This is a genomic window from Pantoea sp. YR525 (assembly GCF_900116775.1).
GTDB lineage: Bacteria > Pseudomonadota > Gammaproteobacteria > Enterobacterales > Enterobacteriaceae > Pantoea > Pantoea symbiotica.
This window is the reverse complement of record NZ_FPBU01000002.1, coordinates 161,071-178,470: the sequence shown is the minus strand read 5'-3', so window position 1 is coordinate 178,470 and position 17,400 is coordinate 161,071. Positions and strand designations below refer to the sequence as shown.

15 protein-coding genes are annotated in these 17,400 nt (G+C 54.4%); 8 read left to right on the top strand and 7 right to left on the bottom strand.

Annotated elements, in window-relative coordinates; genetic code table 11:
* Nucleotides 1-13 precede the first annotated feature (13 nt).
* Nucleotides 14-607: a GTP cyclohydrolase II gene (ribA, locus tag BM323_RS04300; RefSeq protein WP_008106521.1), complete on the bottom strand. Its 594-nt coding sequence runs from the start codon at nt 605-607 to the stop codon at nt 14-16.
* Nucleotides 608-835: 228 nt separating this feature from the next.
* Here ribA and pgpB point away from each other — a divergent pair, with 228 nt between their 5' ends.
* The 5 genes from pgpB (at nt 836) to yciH (ending at nt 4,443) form a co-directional block, all read left to right on the top strand.
* On the top strand, nt 836-1,600 hold the full coding sequence (gene pgpB, locus BM323_RS04295) for a phosphatidylglycerophosphatase B (RefSeq protein WP_008106519.1): 765 nt from the start codon (nt 836-838) through the stop codon (nt 1,598-1,600).
* A 128-nt stretch (nt 1,601-1,728) separates the two neighbouring features.
* Nucleotides 1,729-2,034, top strand: a complete 306-nt coding sequence (locus BM323_RS04290; RefSeq protein WP_008106517.1) for a LapA family protein — start codon at nt 1,729-1,731, stop codon at nt 2,032-2,034.
* A gap of 6 nt (nt 2,035-2,040) precedes the next feature.
* Nucleotides 2,041-3,210: a lipopolysaccharide assembly protein LapB gene (gene lapB, locus BM323_RS04285; protein WP_008106516.1), complete on the top strand. Its 1,170-nt coding sequence runs from the start codon at nt 2,041-2,043 to the stop codon at nt 3,208-3,210.
* 202 nt (nt 3,211-3,412) lie between these two features.
* Nucleotides 3,413-4,120, top strand: a complete 708-nt coding sequence (pyrF, locus tag BM323_RS04280) for an orotidine-5'-phosphate decarboxylase (RefSeq protein ID WP_008106514.1) — start codon at nt 3,413-3,415, stop codon at nt 4,118-4,120.
* The gene (gene yciH / locus BM323_RS04275; RefSeq protein ID WP_008106511.1) at nt 4,120-4,443 is read left to right on the top strand and encodes a stress response translation initiation inhibitor YciH; all 324 of its coding nucleotides are present in this window, start codon (nt 4,120-4,122) and stop codon (nt 4,441-4,443) included. The genes pyrF and yciH overlap by 1 nt, the downstream gene beginning before the upstream one ends.
* 69 nt (nt 4,444-4,512) lie before the next feature.
* Here the strand turns inward: yciH and osmB are convergent, their stop codons facing one another.
* Nucleotides 4,513-4,731, bottom strand: a complete 219-nt coding sequence (gene osmB / locus BM323_RS04270) for an osmotically-inducible lipoprotein OsmB (protein WP_008106509.1) — start codon at nt 4,729-4,731, stop codon at nt 4,513-4,515.
* Nucleotides 4,732-4,978: 247 nt separating this feature from the next.
* Between osmB and araD the strand changes: the two genes are divergently transcribed.
* The 3 genes from araD (at nt 4,979) to BM323_RS04255 (ending at nt 8,199) form a co-directional block, all read left to right on the top strand.
* The gene (gene araD / locus BM323_RS04265; protein ID WP_008106507.1) at nt 4,979-5,677 is read left to right on the top strand and encodes an L-ribulose-5-phosphate 4-epimerase; all 699 of its coding nucleotides are present in this window, start codon (nt 4,979-4,981) and stop codon (nt 5,675-5,677) included.
* 526 nt (nt 5,678-6,203) lie between these two features.
* Nucleotides 6,204-7,187 carry a 2-keto-3-deoxygluconate transporter gene (gene kdgT / locus BM323_RS04260; RefSeq protein ID WP_007892437.1) on the top strand — a complete coding sequence of 328 codons (984 nt, stop codon included), beginning with the start codon at nt 6,204-6,206 and terminating at the stop codon, nt 7,185-7,187.
* A 145-nt stretch (nt 7,188-7,332) separates the two neighbouring features.
* Nucleotides 7,333-8,199 carry a crotonase/enoyl-CoA hydratase family protein gene (locus BM323_RS04255; RefSeq protein WP_007892438.1) on the top strand — a complete coding sequence of 289 codons (867 nt, stop codon included), beginning with the start codon at nt 7,333-7,335 and terminating at the stop codon, nt 8,197-8,199.
* Nucleotides 8,200-8,214: 15 nt separating this feature from the next.
* Here BM323_RS04255 and pdeR read toward each other — a convergent pair whose 3' ends face one another.
* From pdeR to BM323_RS04230, 5 genes are all read right to left on the bottom strand, one after another.
* Complete coding sequence (gene pdeR, locus BM323_RS04250; protein ID WP_008106502.1) at nt 8,215-10,200, bottom strand: cyclic di-GMP phosphodiesterase; 1,986 nt, start codon at nt 10,198-10,200, stop codon at nt 8,215-8,217.
* A 156-nt stretch (nt 10,201-10,356) separates the two neighbouring features.
* Nucleotides 10,357-10,653, bottom strand: a complete 297-nt coding sequence (locus tag BM323_RS04245) for a YbdD/YjiX family protein (protein WP_008106500.1) — start codon at nt 10,651-10,653, stop codon at nt 10,357-10,359.
* Nucleotides 10,646-12,712 carry a carbon starvation CstA family protein gene (locus BM323_RS04240; protein ID WP_008106497.1) on the bottom strand — a complete coding sequence of 689 codons (2,067 nt, stop codon included), beginning with the start codon at nt 12,710-12,712 and terminating at the stop codon, nt 10,646-10,648. Before BM323_RS04240 ends, BM323_RS04245 begins: the two co-directional genes overlap by 8 nt.
* 184 nt (nt 12,713-12,896) lie before the next feature.
* Nucleotides 12,897-14,831 (bottom strand): exoribonuclease II, encoded by a 1,935-nt coding sequence (locus BM323_RS04235; RefSeq protein ID WP_008106495.1) that lies wholly within the window; start codon nt 14,829-14,831, stop codon nt 12,897-12,899.
* 124 nt (nt 14,832-14,955) lie between these two features.
* Nucleotides 14,956-17,262, bottom strand: coding sequence for an FdhF/YdeP family oxidoreductase (locus tag BM323_RS04230; protein WP_008106493.1), 2,307 nt, complete (start codon nt 17,260-17,262; stop codon nt 14,956-14,958).
* Nucleotides 17,263-17,400 lie beyond the last annotated feature (138 nt).

The window sequence follows — 17,400 nt, the reverse complement described above, 5'->3', positions numbered from 1 at the left end:
CTCTAAAATCTGCTTAAGACTTCGGTAGCAAATGACCCATTTTCTCGGCTTTCGTATCAAGATAGTGCGCGTTTTTCGGGTTACGCCCGACAACCAGCGGCACGCGTTCAACGATATTGATACCGGCTTCGGTCAGGATCTCAACTTTGCGCGGATTGTTCGTTAGCAAGCGCACTTCATTGACGCCCAACAGTTTGAACATATCCGCACACAGCGTGAAGTCGCGCTCATCAGCGGCGAAACCGAGCTGATGGTTGGCTTCGACAGTGTCGTAACCTTTATCCTGCAACGCATAAGCACGAATTTTATTCAGCAAACCGATGTTACGTCCTTCCTGACGGTGATACATCAGAATGCCACGACCTTCTTCCGCAATCGCCGTTAACGCGGCTTCCAGCTGGAAACCACAGTCGCAGCGCAAGCTGAACAGGGCATCGCCAGTTAAACATTCGGAATGGACGCGCGCCAGCACCGGATTGTGATCGCTAATATCACCATAAACCAGCGCGACATGGTCGTGGCCGGTTGCCAGTTCTTCAAAACCAACCATCAGGAAATCTCCCCATGGCGTGGGCAGTTTGGCTTCTGCTACCCGTTTAAGCTGCATGTGACTCTCCAGAACCTTCAGAGGATGCGCTATCATCATGATAACGCAAGGGCCATATGGCCCGATGAAACTTACACTATTGTGCCACAACCCGAACGGCTGCCGTTAATCGGTCAGAGTGATTGTAGTGATAAAGCACAATTATCCAAGTCGCAATGGGTATGTTATTCTTTTTTCAGCTAAAGTTATGCTAATCGCGCGTAGTAATGCGGATCTAAAAGGAAGCGAATGTTAAAAATCATTCAGCGCACCACTTTAGGGGCGTTTTTATTGTTGCTCATGCCGTTGGGCGTATGGATATCCAACTGGCAATGGCAACCAGGGGAAAGTGGCAATCTACTTCGCGTGCTGTTTTGGATGACAGAAACCGTCACCAATCCGTGGGGCATTCTCACCAGTATCATCCTCAGCGCCTGGGTGTTGTGGTGTTTACGCTTTCGGCTTAAACCCGCGATTCTGCTCATCCTTATTATGAACGGCGCAATTCTTGCCGGTCAGTACACCAAATCCACAATCAAAGAGCAGGTGCAGGAGCCGCGCCCGTATGTCATCTGGCTGGAAAAAAGTCATGGCATTAACGGTGATGAGTTTTATCAGCTGCATCGTCAGCAGCGTGGCGAAATGGTCGCAACTTTGCTGGCCAACGATACCCAGCTGCCGCAATGGTTGAAGAATCACTGGGCGTTTGAAACCGGTTATGCGTTTCCTTCCGGGCACACCATGTTTGCCGCCAGCTGGGCGTTATTGGCGATCGGGTTATTGTGGCCGCGCCGCCATTTCGCCACGGTTGCCGTATTATTTGTTTGGGCGACCGCGGTGATGGGCAGCCGTTTAGTGTTAGGCATGCACTGGCCGCGTGATTTAGTGATGGCAACGCTGATATCCTGGTTGTTGGTCACCGTTGCCACTTTACTTGCGCAGCGTTTCTGCGGCCCGCTCACCATCCCGCCAGAAGAGCATCGTGAGATCGCGCAACGTGATGATGGATTGTAATTACGCTATTCGTCCCCATATGATTGATTGTGCTTGCAGAAAAAAGCGCTATCAGATGTGGGGATAAGCAGCATCGACGGCGGTTTTTTGGCATACTTCTATTGGATAACCTCTCGACAGGACGCATTGTGAAATATTTGCTTATTTTTCTCGTGGTATTGGTCATTTTCATCATCTCCGTCACGCTCGGAGCGCACAACGACCAAGTCATCACCTTTAACTATCTGCTAGCGCAGGGCGAATTCCGCATTTCAACACTGCTCGCCAGCTTGTTTGGCGCTGGATTCCTGCTGGGATGGGCAATTTGTGGCCTGTTCTGGTTACGCTTACGGGTTTCACTGGCCAATGCACAGCGTAAACTTAAACGTATGCAGGCACAGAATGAACAATCAACCGCAGTGACCACATCACCAACTGCCAGCCGTCGGGATTAATTTTCGATGCTTGAATTGCTGTTTTTGCTTCTTCCTGTTGCTGCGGCGTATGGCTGGTATATGGGCCGCCGCAGTGCACATCAGGATAAGCAACAGGAAGCGAACCGCCTGTCGCGTGATTATGTGACAGGGGTAAACTTCCTGCTCTCCAATCAACAGGACAAAGCGGTTGATCTCTTTCTCGACATGTTGAAAGAGGACAGCGGCACGGTTGAAGCACATCTGACGCTCGGCAACCTGTTCCGTTCGCGTGGTGAAGTTGATCGCGCCATTCGCATTCACCAATCCCTGATGGAAAGTGCGTCGCTCAGCTACGAGCAGCGCTTACTGGCGATCCAGCAACTCGGCCGTGATTACATGGCGGCGGGATTGTACGATCGTGCCGAAGATATGTTCGGGCAACTGGTGGAAGAGACCGATTTCCGCATTGGTGCGCTCCAGCAATTGCTGTTGATTCATCAGGCAACCAGCGACTGGCAAAAAGCCATCGAAGTGGCGGAAAAGCTGGTTAAGCTCGGCAAAGACAAACAGAAAGGCGAAATTGCCCATTTCTACTGTGAGCTGGCGTTGCAGGCATTAAGCAGCGACGACCTTGATCGGGCGATGAGTTTGTTGAAGAAGGGCGAGTCAGCCGATCATCAAAGTGCGCGCGTCTCTATCATGATGGGCCGCATTTTGATGGAGCAGGGCGAGTATGCGAAAGCCGCCAGCCGACTGCAGCGCGTACTCGAGCAGGATAAAGAGCTGGTGAGTGAAACCTTACCGATGCTGGAAACCTGCTATCAGCGCCTGAACCAACCTGAAAACTGGGCGCAATTCTTACAACGCTGTGTCGATGAAAATACCGGCGCCGCAGCAGAGCTTTATCTCTCCGATATTCTCGAGCAGCAGCAGGGCCCCGAAGCGGCGCAGCTGTATATCAATCGCCAGCTACAACGCCATCCCACCATGCGCGTGTTCCATCGTTTAATGGACTTCCACTTACACGAAGCGGAAGACGGACGCGCGAAAGAGAGCTTGATGGTGCTGCGCGATATGGTCGGCGAGCAAATCCGTACTAAGCCGCGATATCGTTGCCAGAAATGCGGCTTCACTGCACATGCACTTTACTGGCATTGCCCATCTTGCCGCGCCTGGTCTTCCGTAAAACCTATTCGTGGACTTGACGGCCAATAAATGGCCGTATGTTTTTTCTATTTAAAGCTCATTAGTTACAACATACTTTAATGTTTAATACTGATACTACCTCAGCATCGTGCAGCAAGCGGTCAAACAGGCAAGTTCTGGCGGCAGCGTGATTGTCGGCACCGGCCTGCGCAGGTAGAATGCTTGCCGTTTGTCCATCGCGCCTGCGGGTGCCTGTTACTGAGGAAACGTTATGCCTGTAACCACTTCACCTATTCTGGTGGCACTCGACTATCATGATCTCAACAGCGCGCTGCAGTTTGTAGATCGCATCGATCCAAGCCAGTGTCGCCTGAAAGTGGGCAAAGAGATGTTCACGCTGTTTGGTCCATCGCTGGTGAAAACGCTGCAGGAACGTGGTTTTGAAGTGTTCCTCGATCTCAAGTTCCATGACATCCCAAACACCACCGCACATGCAGTCGCGGCAGCGGCCGATCTCGGCGTATGGATGGTGAACGTGCACGCCAGCGGTGGCGCTCGCATGATGAACGCGGCACGTGAAGCGCTGGTGCCATTTGGTAAAGATGCACCGCTGCTGATTGCAGTAACCGTGTTGACCAGCATGGATGAAGACGATCTGAAAGGTTTGGGCATTACCTTATCTCCAGCTGAGCAGGCTGAACGACTGGCGCGTTTGACCCGCGATTGCGGCCTGCACGGCGTGGTTTGTTCGGCGCAGGAAGCCGTGCACTTTAAGCAGGTAATTGGTCAGGATTTCGCGCTGGTTACCCCAGGTATTCGTCCGGCTGGCAGCGATGCGGGCGATCAGCGCCGTATCATGACGCCGCAGCAGGCTAAACTCGCTGGTGTGGATTATATGGTCATCGGGCGTCCGATCACCCAATCCGCCGATCCGGCCGCCACACTGCAGCAAATCCTGCAAAGTTTACAGGAGGCTTAATGGCTCAGGACAATCGATTGGTCTATTCGACCGACAGCGGCCGAATCACCCATGAAGAAGAGAAAGCGCCGCGGCCGAAAGGCGATGGTATCGTGCGTATCCAGCGCCAAACCAGCGGACGCAAAGGGAAGGGCGTGTGTCTGGTCACCGGCATCGATCTGGATGATGGCGCACTCGAAAAACTGGCCGCTGAACTTAAGAAAAAGTGTGGTTGTGGCGGGGCAGTTAAAGAGGGCGTGATTGAGATTCAGGGCGACAAACGCGATCTGATTAAAACGCTGCTGGAAGCCAAAGGCATGAAAGTCAAACTGGCTGGCGGTTGAAACAGTTCGGGCCACTTATTAGGTGGCCCGTTGTTAGGTAGATGCGCTGCGTAGCCTGATAATTATATTTTATTTGCTGATCTGGTGGCCGATGATGCCGCCGACAGCTGCGCCGCCAACCGTACCGAGTCCGCTGCCGTTGGTCAGTACTGAACCACCAATGGCACCGGCACCCGCACCGATTGCGGTATTACGGTCGCGTTTGGACCAGTTTGAACAGCCGCTCAGCGCGACAACTAAAGTTGTTGCCAATACGGCAGCAGTAAGACGTTTCATTGTTGTAGTCATTAACTTCTCCTTGATTGTTATCACCGAGGTAACTTTCTAATTATAGATGTTACGGCGCACTCGGCAGGGTAAAACGGTCCTAAACTACAAGTCTGCAATCCACATCTTGTTTGTTGTTCGAAACCCCTTCCAAGCCACAGATTTCTCGTCATAGCCACTTTCCGCAGCTTTTACAGCCATTCCTTCCATAACGCTTTTCCTCACTGCTCCGCACAATTCAGCTATCACAGTTAGCAGGAGAAAAAAGATGCTGGAAGCGTTAAAGCAGCAGGTGCTGGAAGCCAACCTCGATTTACCCCGTTACAACCTGGTCACTTTCACCTGGGGCAATGTCAGTGCGGTGGACCGCGATCGCGGTTTATTGGTGATTAAGCCGTCGGGCGTGAAGTACGAACAGATGCAGCGCGACGATATGGTGGTTGTCGATCTCGCCAGCGGTGAGGTGATTGAAGGTAAAATGCGCCCGTCATCGGATACCGCTACGCACCGCGCGCTCTATCTCGCCTGGCCAGAGATCGGCGGCATCGTGCATACGCACTCGCGGCACGCCACCATTTGGGCGCAGGCTGGACGCGAAATCATCGCGTTGGGTACCACGCACGCCGATGATTTCTACGGTACCATTCCTTGTACACGGCAAATGAAGCGTGAAGAAATTGAGCAGGAATACGAGTGGAACACCGGGCAGGTGATCATTGAAACTTTTGCGCAGCGCGCAACTGAGCCAACAGCGATTCCCGCCGTGCTGGTCAATTCCCACGGTCCCTTTGCCTGGGGCAAAGATGCGCATGCTGCGGTACACAGTGCGGTGGTATTAGAAGAAGTCGCCTACATGGCGCTGCATACCGAGCAGCTGCGCACTGAGTTACCGCCGATATCGCAAACGCTGCTTGATCTGCACTATCTGCGTAAGCACGGTAAAAATGCGTGGTATGGGCAGAATTGAAGTTGATTCAGAAACATCGATGCCTTCTCCGTACCTTCAGTACATGTTGCTGAAAACGACACATATGCGAAAGGCGCTGGCACGTCTGCTGCGGCAAAAGGGCCATTCGCAGCGCTGAGGCTTTTACGTTGGGCCAGGAGCCTCGCGCATGGATGCGCGAGGCAGTTCGGGGCCGGCCAGGACGGCCGATCCGCGAACGGTCCGTTGGCACGACGTGGAAGCCGAAGGCACCGCGCTAGCGGCGCGAGGACGGCCCGTGACGCAGCAGATGTGTCAGCGCCCGCACCATAACTAGAGCAAACCCCCTCAGCATTAATCCTGCCAGCACCTCTCATTTAGCTTCAAATCATCTGGTATGGCGATGCGCATCATAAATACAAAATGATCAACCAATAAAAATAAAACAGCGTTTCATAAATGCATTTGCGATCACTCTTTTCCTTTCAGCCAATCGTTATCTTGCTCGCCATGCCATCTGGCAATTCATAAAAACACCTCCCTCTGGCTCAGTTAAGGTGACACCCTTATGCATATCAAACGTGCAATCGATAAGATTCCTGGCGGCATGATGCTGATACCGCTGTTTTTGGGCGCGTTATGCCATACGTTCTCTCCGGGCGCAGGTAAATACTTTGGTTCGTTCACCAATGGGTTGATGACCGGCACCGTACCGATCCTTGCAGTATGGTTCTTCTGCATGGGCGCATCCATCAAACTCAGCGCCACCGGCACGGTGCTGCGTAAATCAGGCACGCTGGTGCTCACCAAGATTGCGGTGGCGTGGGTAGTCGCGGCGATTGCTTCACGTGTGATGCCAGAAAACGGCGTGGAAGTGGGCATGTTTGCCGGACTCTCCACGCTGGCGTTAGTGGCGGCGATGGATATGACCAACGGCGGCTTATACGCATCCATCATGCAGCAATACGGTTCGAAAGAAGAAGCCGGTGCGTTTGTCTTGATGTCGCTGGAGTCGGGGCCGCTGATGACGATGGTGATCCTCGGCACCGCTGGCATCGCCTCATTCGAGCCACATGTCTTCGTTGGCGCTGTGCTGCCGTTTATCGTTGGATTCGCGCTCGGTAATCTCGATCCCGAACTGCGCGAGTTCTTTGGCAAAGCGGTACACACGCTGATTCCGTTCTTTGCCTTCGCATTGGGCAACACCATTGATTTGACCGTAATCGCGCAAACCGGCCTGCTGGGAATCATGCTCGGCGTCGCAGTGATCATTGTGACCGGCATTCCGCTGATCATTGCCGATCGCCTGATTGGCGGTGGAGATGGTACAGCGGGGATTGCGGCATCCAGCACCGCCGGTGCAGCGGTGGCTACGCCGGTGTTGATTGCCGAGATGCTGCCACAGTTTAAACCGGTCGCACCGGCTGCCACGGCGTTAGTTGCCACATCAGTCATCGTTACTTCTGTCATTGTGCCAATCATTACGGCTGTTTATTCACGACGTGTTAAGCGTTCTCATGTTGCCGTGGGGCAACGCGCAGCCATCAAGTAAGCCCGCTAATGCTTCCCCGGCCGCTGGTCGGGGATATCTCTGGATTTTGCTTTATAAATCAATCTCTCATTTGGTCTGGCCTCACTCTGGATTACGCTGATGTGGCGTTTAACGCACTACATAAACATAAACAGAGGATGAGACAATGACAGTAATTAACCAACCGACATGCAGACTGTTCACCGAAGTTGGACAAACCACACAGCTCGCCGCCTACTATGAAGAGGGCCGACGTACCATGTGGATGATGCTGCGTGCGCAACCCCGTCCGAGTTTCAACCACGAATTAATTGAGGAGATCATGAACCTGAGCTATTCCGCTCAGCGTTCCGGTCTGCCGATTGATTTCTGGGTGACGGGATCGTTAGTGCCACAGATGTTCAACGCCGGGGGCGATTTGCGTTTCTTCGTCGAGTGCATTCGCAATAATCGTCGTGAAGCACTGCGCGCTTATGCACGTGCCTGTGTTGACTGCATCCACTCCGCAGCGCGGGGTTTCGATACCGGTGCGGTCACGCTGGCGATGATTGAGGGCAGTGCGCTCGGTGGCGGCTTTGAGGCGGCGCTGGCGCATCACTTCATTCTGGCGCAGAACAGCGCGCGCATGGGCTTCCCGGAGATCGCGTTCAACTTGTTCCCTGGCATGGGCGGCTACTCGTTAGTGGCGCGTCGCTCTGGCATGAAGCTGGCTGAAGAGCTGATTATGGAAGGAGAGTCACACAGCGCGGAATGGTATGAAACACGTGGTCTGGTCGACAAAGTGTTCCAGCCGGGCGATGGTTATCGCACCACACGGACCTTTATCGATACGTTGCGTCCAAAGCTTAACGGCGTGCGTGCGATGCTGAAAGCGCGTCAGCGCGTATTGCAATTATCACGCGCCGAGCTGATGGATATCACCGAGGACTGGGTTGATTATGCCTTCACACTGGAACCGAAAGACATTGCTTACATGGAACGACTGGTACAACTGCAGAACCGTCATAGCGCATCCTTGCGCAAAGCCGGCTAATCTCGCAAACCAGCTTTAGACGCGGGCAGGATGCTTAGCCAGCCAATGCCCGAGCTCTTCTGCGGGCATTGGTTTTGCATAATAATAACCCTGACGCCCATCGACACCATTGGCCATAACAAACTTTTCTTCGGCTTTAGTTTCAATGCCTTCGGCAATCACCTGCAGCTTCAAGGCTTTGGCAACGGCGACAATCGCACGGACCAGCGACTGCGCAACAGGTTGCTTATTGATATTACGCACAAAACTCTGATCCAGTTTAATGGCGTCAATAGGGACGCGCGCCAACTGGGAAAGTGAGGAGTAACCGGTACCAAAATCATCAAGATGAACTTGCGCCCCCAGTTCCTGAAACTGCTTCATCAGCATCAGTGCGCCCGCTTCATTCTCAATCAAACAGCTTTCCGTCAGTTCGATATCAATCGGACAGTCGGTCAAACCGGCCTCATTCAAAGCATGTTTCAGGTCGGTATAAATACTTTGGTCAATCAGCTGTTTAGCCGAAACGTTCACCGCGACACGCAGATAGATGCCTTCGCTACGCCACTTGATGATCTGCTGTAACACATTCAGCATCACCCAGCGGCCCAAAGGCACAATCAAACCGGACTCTTCGGCGTAGGAGATGAAATCGCCCGGCGGCACTAAACCGCGCTCCGGAGAATTCCAGCGCACCAGCGCTTCGGCGCTCAGCACATCACCTTCGGCATTGAGTTTCGGCTGGTAATGCACCACTAAATGATCCAGTTCGAGCGCTTTGCGCAGGTTGGTATCGAGCCACAAATACTCAAACACGCGCTGATTCATCTCGTTAGCGAACACGCAAAACTTGCCGCGACCGTTCTCTTTGGCGTGATACATCGCGGTATCGGCGTTACGAATCAGGCTTTCACGATCTTCACCATGCAGCGGGGCGAGGGCGATACCAATTGAGCAGCCGCTGTAGACTTCAATCAAGCCAATGCGGAACGGCTGACGCAGCCGCTCAAGGATGCGCGATGCCATCGCTTCCAGCGCCGCCTGGCTAGTGTGTTCCGCCAGCACCACAAACTCATCGCCGCCGAGGCGCGCCAGCGTCTGATCTTTGCCAAGGCAGCTGAGGATGGCCAGCGACACCGCTTGCAGCAACTGATCGCCAAACATATGGCCGTAAGCGTCGTTCACCTTCTTAAAATTGTCTAAATCGAGGTAAACCACACCGGTTTGACTGCCATTCGCCAGCTCCAGTGCCAGACTAATCTGCTGATGAATCGCGTTGCGATTGGGCAAGCCGGTCACGGTATCGGTATTGGCCAGCACGCGCAGGCGTTCCTGAGCGCGGCGCTCTTCAGTTATGTCGGTTCCGGAACAGATGAGGAAAATTTCATTTTTTCCGCTACCGCTGTGAACGAACTTATTACGAAACAGAAACAGTCGCTGACCTTTACGGGTTTTAATCCAGCGTTCAACTTCGTAAGAACTGCCTTCACGGAAGAATCCGGCGATATTGCGGCGTGATGCCTGCGCTTCCTGCTTGGTCATAAACAGCTGGAAAACGTTGCGGCCAATCACTTCCTGCTCTTTCAGCCCGGTGTACTCTTCACTCAAACGATTGAAACGCTGAATATTGCCGCGCTGATCGAGAATCACGATCACTGAATTCGCCTCAGAAACCACTTGCTCGGCGAACGATAATCCCAGTGTCAAATCACGCGCGACAGCCGAGGTGTCGCCCCAGGCTGAAGAGGTGCCTGCCCAGGTCGATTGATTGACTTTACGACCGACAAAATGCATCGGAACGGGTTCGCCGTGCAGCGACAGCGTGAGGTTAATACTTGAGGTAATGACCGTCATCGCACGTAATAAACTGGCTTGTGCGGGAGTCAGCGGAACCGCCATATTGGTGTTCGCGTTCTCATCTTCGGCAAAATGCAGAGCATCACTATCTGAAGTTAAACGCCAATGAGGGCTGGTGGTGCCAAACAAGGTGTATAGCAATGTTTGCCCTTGTTCATCGGTCATGGAAACTTCCTCCGGGGGAATGCTCAGCGGGCGGTATCTCATTATTTTAGCAACAGTATTCAACCTCCTGCGCCAGCACAAGATGCAATCCAAATATATTTTTGTTTTTATTAAAGAATGGCACGAAAAAGCCCCGACAAGCGGGGCTGATCCTGGTTAGCAAGGGCACTTACCCAGTTTTCCGGCCTGGCTGGGAAAGCGGGCATCGAGGCAGTGACGGTGAAAAGCGCGTTCATCCATGGGGGCGATAGTTGGATGATGTTCGCGCATATGCTTCAGATAAGTTTGATAGTCATGAACGCCGACCATTAAACGAAAACTTTGCTGTAATCCCTGCCAGATGCGTTGCCAGCGCGTCAGATTTTGCCTAGCCGCAGCGGGTGCGATTGGTAAGCACTGCTGAATCTGCCACGCACCGGTGGGTTTTCTCCAGTGATAAATGGACTCAGACATTTCGCACCTCTTTACGCAGTGAGATCTCGGATTCATGGGTAGTCGGCACGCTGCTGTTGAGCGCCCGACGAATCACAAAGAAGGCTGAAACCAGCATGGTCACCGCCACCAGCATGAAGAAGGCGCACAGGGCCGCGTTAATTTGATTGCTGAAGACGATGGTTTGCATGTCAGCGACGGTTTTCGCCGGGGCGATGACAATGCCGTCATCAATGCCTTTGCGGAACTTGTTGGCCTGCGCGAGGAAACCAATCGATGGCTTCTCGTGGAAAATCTTCTGCCAGCCAGCAGTCATCGAGGTAATAAACAGCCAGGCGGTCGGCAAAATCGTCACCCACGCATAACGCTGCTTCTTCATTTTGAACAGCACCACGGTGCCGAGAATTAGCGCCATCGACGCCAGCATCTGGTTGCCGATACCAAACAGCGGCCACAACGTGTTAATGCCGCCGAGCGGATCGACCACGCCCTGATACACGAAGAAGCCCCAGCCCGCTACCGCAACGGTGGTTCCCGCCATGTTGCCCAACCATGAACGGTTATTCGCCATCGATGGCACCACGGTGCCCACCAAATCCTGCACCATAAAGCGGCAGGCGCGGGTACCTGCATCCACCGCGGTGAGGATAAACAGCGCTTCAAACAAGATGGCAAAGTGATACCAAAACGCCATCATGGCGCGGCTGTTAAACACTTCGGTGATGATGTGCGCCATGCCGACCGCAAAGGTGGGTGCGCCACCGGCACGGGAAAGAATGGTGCTTTCGCCGACGTCACGCGCAATGCCGCTCAGCATTTCTGGCGTTACCACGAAGCCCCAGCCGTTAATCACCTGCGACGCATTTTCCACCGTGGTGCCAATCAGCGCGGCAGGCGAGTTCATAGCAAAGTAAACGCCCGGATCAAGCACCGAGGCGCAAATCAGCGCCATGATCGCCACGAAGGATTCCATCAGCATCGCGCCGTAGCCGATAAAGCGGATATGGCTTTCGCGCTCCACCAGTTTTGGTGTGGTACCGCTTGAAACCAACGCATGGAAACCGGAAATGGCACCACATGCGATAGTGATAAACAGGAACGGGAACAGCGCGCCGGAGAATACCGGCCCGGTGCCATCAATAAATTTGGTCACCGCAGGCATTTTCATCTCGGGCATAGCAAACACGATGCCAATGGCCAAACCAATGATTACGCCGATTTTCAGGAAGGTAGAGAGATAATCGCGCGGCGCCAGCAGTAGCCACACCGGCAGCGAAGAGGCGACAAAGCCGTAGATCACCAGCACCCACGTCAGCTCCGTGCCTTTCAGCGTGAACAGCGGGCCCCAATAGGGATCGGCTGCCACGTTACCGCCGTAGATAATCGCCGCCATCATCAGCACGAAACCAATGATCGACACTTCCGCGATTTTGCCCGGACGCAGGAAACGCATATACACGCCCATAAACAGCGCAATCGGAATGGTCGCGGCAATGGTGAACAAGCCCCACGGACTGTTGGCCAGCGCCTTCACTACCACCAAGGCCAGCGCGGAGAGGATGATGATCATCACGCCCAGCGCGCCGAGCATGGTGACAACGCCAGCGAATGAACCGAGTTCCTGGCGCGCCATCTCACCGAGTGAGCGGCCATCACGGCGCGTAGAGATAAACAGAATCAGGAAATCCTGCACCGCACCGGCAAACATCACGCCAACCAGAATCCAGATGGTGCCAGGCAGGAAGCCCATTTGCGCCGCGAGGATCGGACCGACCAGCGGGCCGGCACCGGCAATCGCCGCAAAATGGTGGCCGAACAGCACCCATTTATTGGTGGGCACATAATCAAGGCCATCACTTAAGCGCTCCGCCGGCGTGCGACGACGATCGTCCAGTTCGAAGATGCGCTTAGCGATAAACAGGCTGTAAAAGCGATAGGCAATGCTGTAGCAGGCGACGGAGGCAATCACCAGCCAGACCGCGTTGACGTGTTCGCCACGGCTGAGGGCCAGCATAGCAAATGCGCCTGCGCCAATTAACGCCACCGCTAACCAGATGAGACTGGTTTTGACGTTGTTCATGAGTTAACTCCTTGTAGGGACCGGGAAAAGAAGCGATCGAATACAACAAGTTAAAAGTAATGTAATGAATTGTTAACGACAGGCACAGGCGTTAGAAATGTGAAGCGGAATGCAAATTTAACATTTGCTAAAGCGGGCGGAGAGAAATGCGGGATAACGGCTGTTATCCCGCCAGTTTTCATGCTCAGGCGGCCGGACGTGCGACCACGCTGCGGGTTTCCATACGCACTTCGGCGATGGTCACGTCAATGATGTCCGTTACACGGTAAGCGACTTCACCTTTCACCTGCACGGTGCCGCTTTCTTGTGAGCACACCAGCTCATCACGCACCGCGTGGATGAACGGCGCAGGAATGAAGGCCACCGCGCCATTCTCCTGCAGACGAACACGCATGCCGCCGCGAGATACATCGATGATCTCGGCGCTGAACTTGCGATCGGTGCCGGCAAACGGCGCGAGGAAGCGTGCGTACAACCAGTCACCAACATCGCGCTCGGCCATGCGGTTCAGGCGACGACGTTCGCTCATGATGGTCGTCAGCTCATCCTGCGGACGAGAGGTGCTTTCGCCGCGCACAATCGCTTTCAGCAAGCGATGGTTGATCATGTCGCCGAACTTACGAATTGGCGAAGTCCAGGTCGCGTATGCGTCGAGGCCAAGACCAAAGTGCGGGCCCGGTTCGGTGCCAACTTCGGCAAACGACTGGAAGCGACGAATGCGGCTGTCGAGATATTGGGTTGGCTGCGCATCGAGTTCACGACGCAGCTGGCGGAAGCCTTCCAGCGTGGTAATCGCCTGCGGATCCACGGTGATGCCATGACCCGCCAGCACGCCAGCGGCCTGCTCAGCGTTGGCCAGATCGAAACCGGTGTGCAGGTTGTAGATACCGAAGCCCAGCTTCTCCTGCAGCACTTTCGCGGCACAGACGTTTGCCAGAATCATCGACTCTTCAACGATGCGGTTAGCAATGCGGCGTGGCTCGGAGATGATATCCAGCACTTCGCCTTTCTCGCCCAACACAAAGCGATAGTCCGGGCGATCTTTAAACACCAGCGCGTGGGTTTGACGCCACTCGCTGCGCGCCAGGCAAACCTGGTGCAGCAGGCGAATCTGCTGGGCGATGGCGTCGTTCTCTGGCTGCCAGCTGCCGCTGTTTTCCAGCCAATCAGAAACCTGGTCATAAACCAGTTTGGCTTTGGACTCGATCCACGCGGCAAAGAAATGCACGTCATCGGCCAGGCTGCCATCTTTCAATACGGTGACGCGGCACGCCAGCGCCGGACGACGCTCATTCGGACGCAGAGAACAGACGTCGTCAGAGAGTTCGCGCGGCAGCATCGGGATGTTAAAGCCCGGCAGATAGTTGGTGAACGCGCGTTTCGACGCCAGCTTATCCAGCTCGCTGCCTTCCGCCACGTAAGCGGTCGGATCGGCGATGGCGATGGTCAGGATCAGATTGCCGTCGGCGGCTTCTTCCACGTACAGCGCATCATCCATATCCTGGGTGCTGGCGCTGTCGATGGTAACGAAGTTCAGCGCGGTCAGATCTTCACGCTGCAGATTTTCGTCGAGCATCTCACCAAAACCGACGTCTGGAGCCTGACGTTCAAGGTTGTGGCGCGACAAGGTTACCCACCACGGCGCGAGGTGATCGTCCGCAGTGACAATGAATTCGGTCAGTTCGGCATAAAAACCGCGATCGCCTTTCAGCGGGTGACGACGCATCTCTGCCACCGCCCAATCGCCGGTCTGGAAATCGTGGGTCACGCCACGTTCGGCGCGGCACTGAATCGCATCTTTCAGCAGCGGATGATCCGGCACAATTGACAGGCGATCGTCTTTCTTCTGCACGCGGCCGACAAAGCGGGTCAGGAACGGCTCAACCAGGGTTTCCGGCTCGGCACTCTCGCGGTCTTTATCGGTGTGGATCACGGCAGAAATACGGTCGCCGTGCATCACTTTCTTCATCTGCGGTGGCGGAATGAAGTAGCTTTTCTGGGCATCAACTTCGAGGAAGCCAAAGCCTTTTTCCGTACCTTTAACAACACCTTCGACGCGCGGAGTCTGCGCGTGAAGCTTCTCTTTAAGCTGCGCGAGCAGCGGATTATCCTGGAACATAATTTATATAGTTTCGTGGCCTAAGAGCGGCTGACAGTTTTACGCGAATCGGGTCCGCGCGGCAAGGCCAAAACAGGCTAAAAAGCCGCTTTACGCGGCTTTTTACCTTCTGATAACGCTTTGGTCAGGCGATGCGTTGTGACGCTACGGCGGCGGTTAATGCCAGCTTCACCGGCACCGATTTTGAGGTCGGCGTGCCGCTGCCGTCGCCAAAGCTTGAGAGCGGCACCAGCGGGTTAGTTTCCGGATAATAAGCCGCAAGGTTGCCGCGCGGAATGTTATACGGCACCAGTTTGAAACCGCTGACGCGACGGGTTAAACCGTCATTCCACAGCGTCTCGATATCCACTAGTTGGCCTTCAGCAAAGCCCAGCGACGCCATATCGTCCGGATGGATAAACACCACTTCGCGCTGACCGTACACGCCGCGATAACGGTCATCGAGGCCGTAAATCGTGGTGTTGTACTGATCGTGTGAACGCAGAGTTTGCAGCGTGAACGGCACCGCGACATCACCTAACTGCGGGAACAGCGAAGTCGGTAGGGCGGCAGCGCTGAACTCTGCACGTTTACTTGGCGTATTGAAGCGCAGCTCGGCTGCTGCGCTACCGAGGTAAAAGCCACCGGGAATGTCGCACTTATTATTGAAATCAGCAAAGCCGGGAATGGTGGCGGCGATGTGATCGCGAATCAGTTCGTAATTGCCTGCCATCGCCAGCCAGTCGATTTTATCGCTGCCTAGCGTCGCATGAGCAATGCCGGCCACTATCGCGGTTTCAGAACGCTGCGTTTCCGCCAATGGAATGCCGACGCCTTCTGAGGCGTGCACCATGCTGAACGAGTCTTCAACGGTGATGTACTGATTACCGCTGGCCTGGCGATCGCGTTCGGTACGGCCCAACGTTGGCAGAATCAGCCCTTCATGGCCCGGCACCAAATGGCTGCGATTGAGTTTGGTGCTGATGTGCACGGTTAAACCGCAATGCTGTAACGCTTCTTCAGTGACCGGTGAATCCGGTGCGGCCGCCGCGAGGTTGCCGCCCAGCGCAATCAGCACTTTCACTTCGTCACGCAGCATCGCGTTCAGCGCTTCAACGGTGTTGTGGCCGTGCTCGCGCGGTGGCTCGAAATCAAAGTGCGCGCCGAGTGCATCAAGGAACGGCTTGCCCGGTTTCTCATCAATGCCCATGGTGCGATTGCCTTGCACATTGCTGTGGCCGCGCACCGGACACAGGCCTGCACCTTTCTTGCCCAACTGACCAAACAGCAGCTGCAGGTTGGTGATCTCGCGGACGGTATCCACCGAGTGTTTATGCTGCGTAATGCCCATCGCCCAGGTAACAATCACGCGTTCAGCACTTTGATAAATCGCCGCTGCTTCACGGATCTGCACTTCGCTCAGACCGGATTGGCGCACAATATCGTCCCAGCGCGTGTTATCCACTGCAGCGAGATAGTCATCTAAACCATGCGTATTAGCATCAATAAACGCCTGTTCGAAAATGCCTTTTTCACCGGCTGCCAAGCGTGCACGCTGTAGCTCGAGCAGGGCTTTTACCATGCCGCGCACCGCCGCCATATCGCCGCCTAGATTAGGCTGGTAATAGGCAGAACTAATGGTACCCGCCATCGACGTGACAATTTCCAGCGGCTTTTGCGGATCGGCAAAACGCTCAAGGCCGCGTTCGCGCAGCGTGTTAAAGGTGACGATCTTCGCACCGTGATCGGCGGCGTGACGCAGGCTGTGCAGCATGCGCGGATGATTGGTGCCCGGATTCTGACCCAGCACGAAAATCGCGTCGGCGTGATCAAAATCGTCCAGACGAATGGTGCCTTTACCGACGCCGATGCTGCGCTTCAGGCCGGTGCCGCTGGCTTCATGGCACATGTTGGAGCAATCGGGGAAGTTATTGGTGCCCATTACGCGGCCAAACAGTTGATAAAGCCACGAGGCTTCGTTGCTGGCGCGGCCGGAGGTGTAAAGCTCCATCTGATTCGGATGATCCATCGCCTGCAGGTGACGAGCAATCAAGGCTAACGCATCGTCCCAGCTGATCGGTTCGTAATGGTCGGTGGCGCTGTTGTAGCGCATTGGATGGGTTAAGCGTCCCTGATACTCAAGGAAGTAATCGCTTTGCTGATAAAGAGTGCTGACGCTGTGCTGAGCAAAAAATTCCGGCTCTACCACACGACGCGTGGCTTCCCACGTCACCGCTTTTGCCCCGTTTTCACAAAAGCTAAAGGTGCTTTTGTTGTCATCGCCCCAGGCGCAACCTGGGCAGTCGAAACCGCGTGCTTTGTTCATGCGCATCAGGTTACGCAGGTTTTTTAGGGCAGCTTTACTATCAAGGACGAAACGGGTGGTGGCTTCCAATGAACCCCAGCCGCCCGCAGCAGCGCGATAGGGTTGAATCTTACGTTTAAATTTCATAGTTGCAGGCTTATTTGTTTATGAGTTGTTATCAGAATATGTCTTCTGTTAGCGGGAAGTGTGCGACTCTCCTTAAAAGTTGTCTAATTGATTGGTTTAATGGTGCGATAGGCGGCGTTTATCGCGAATCGGGCGTAA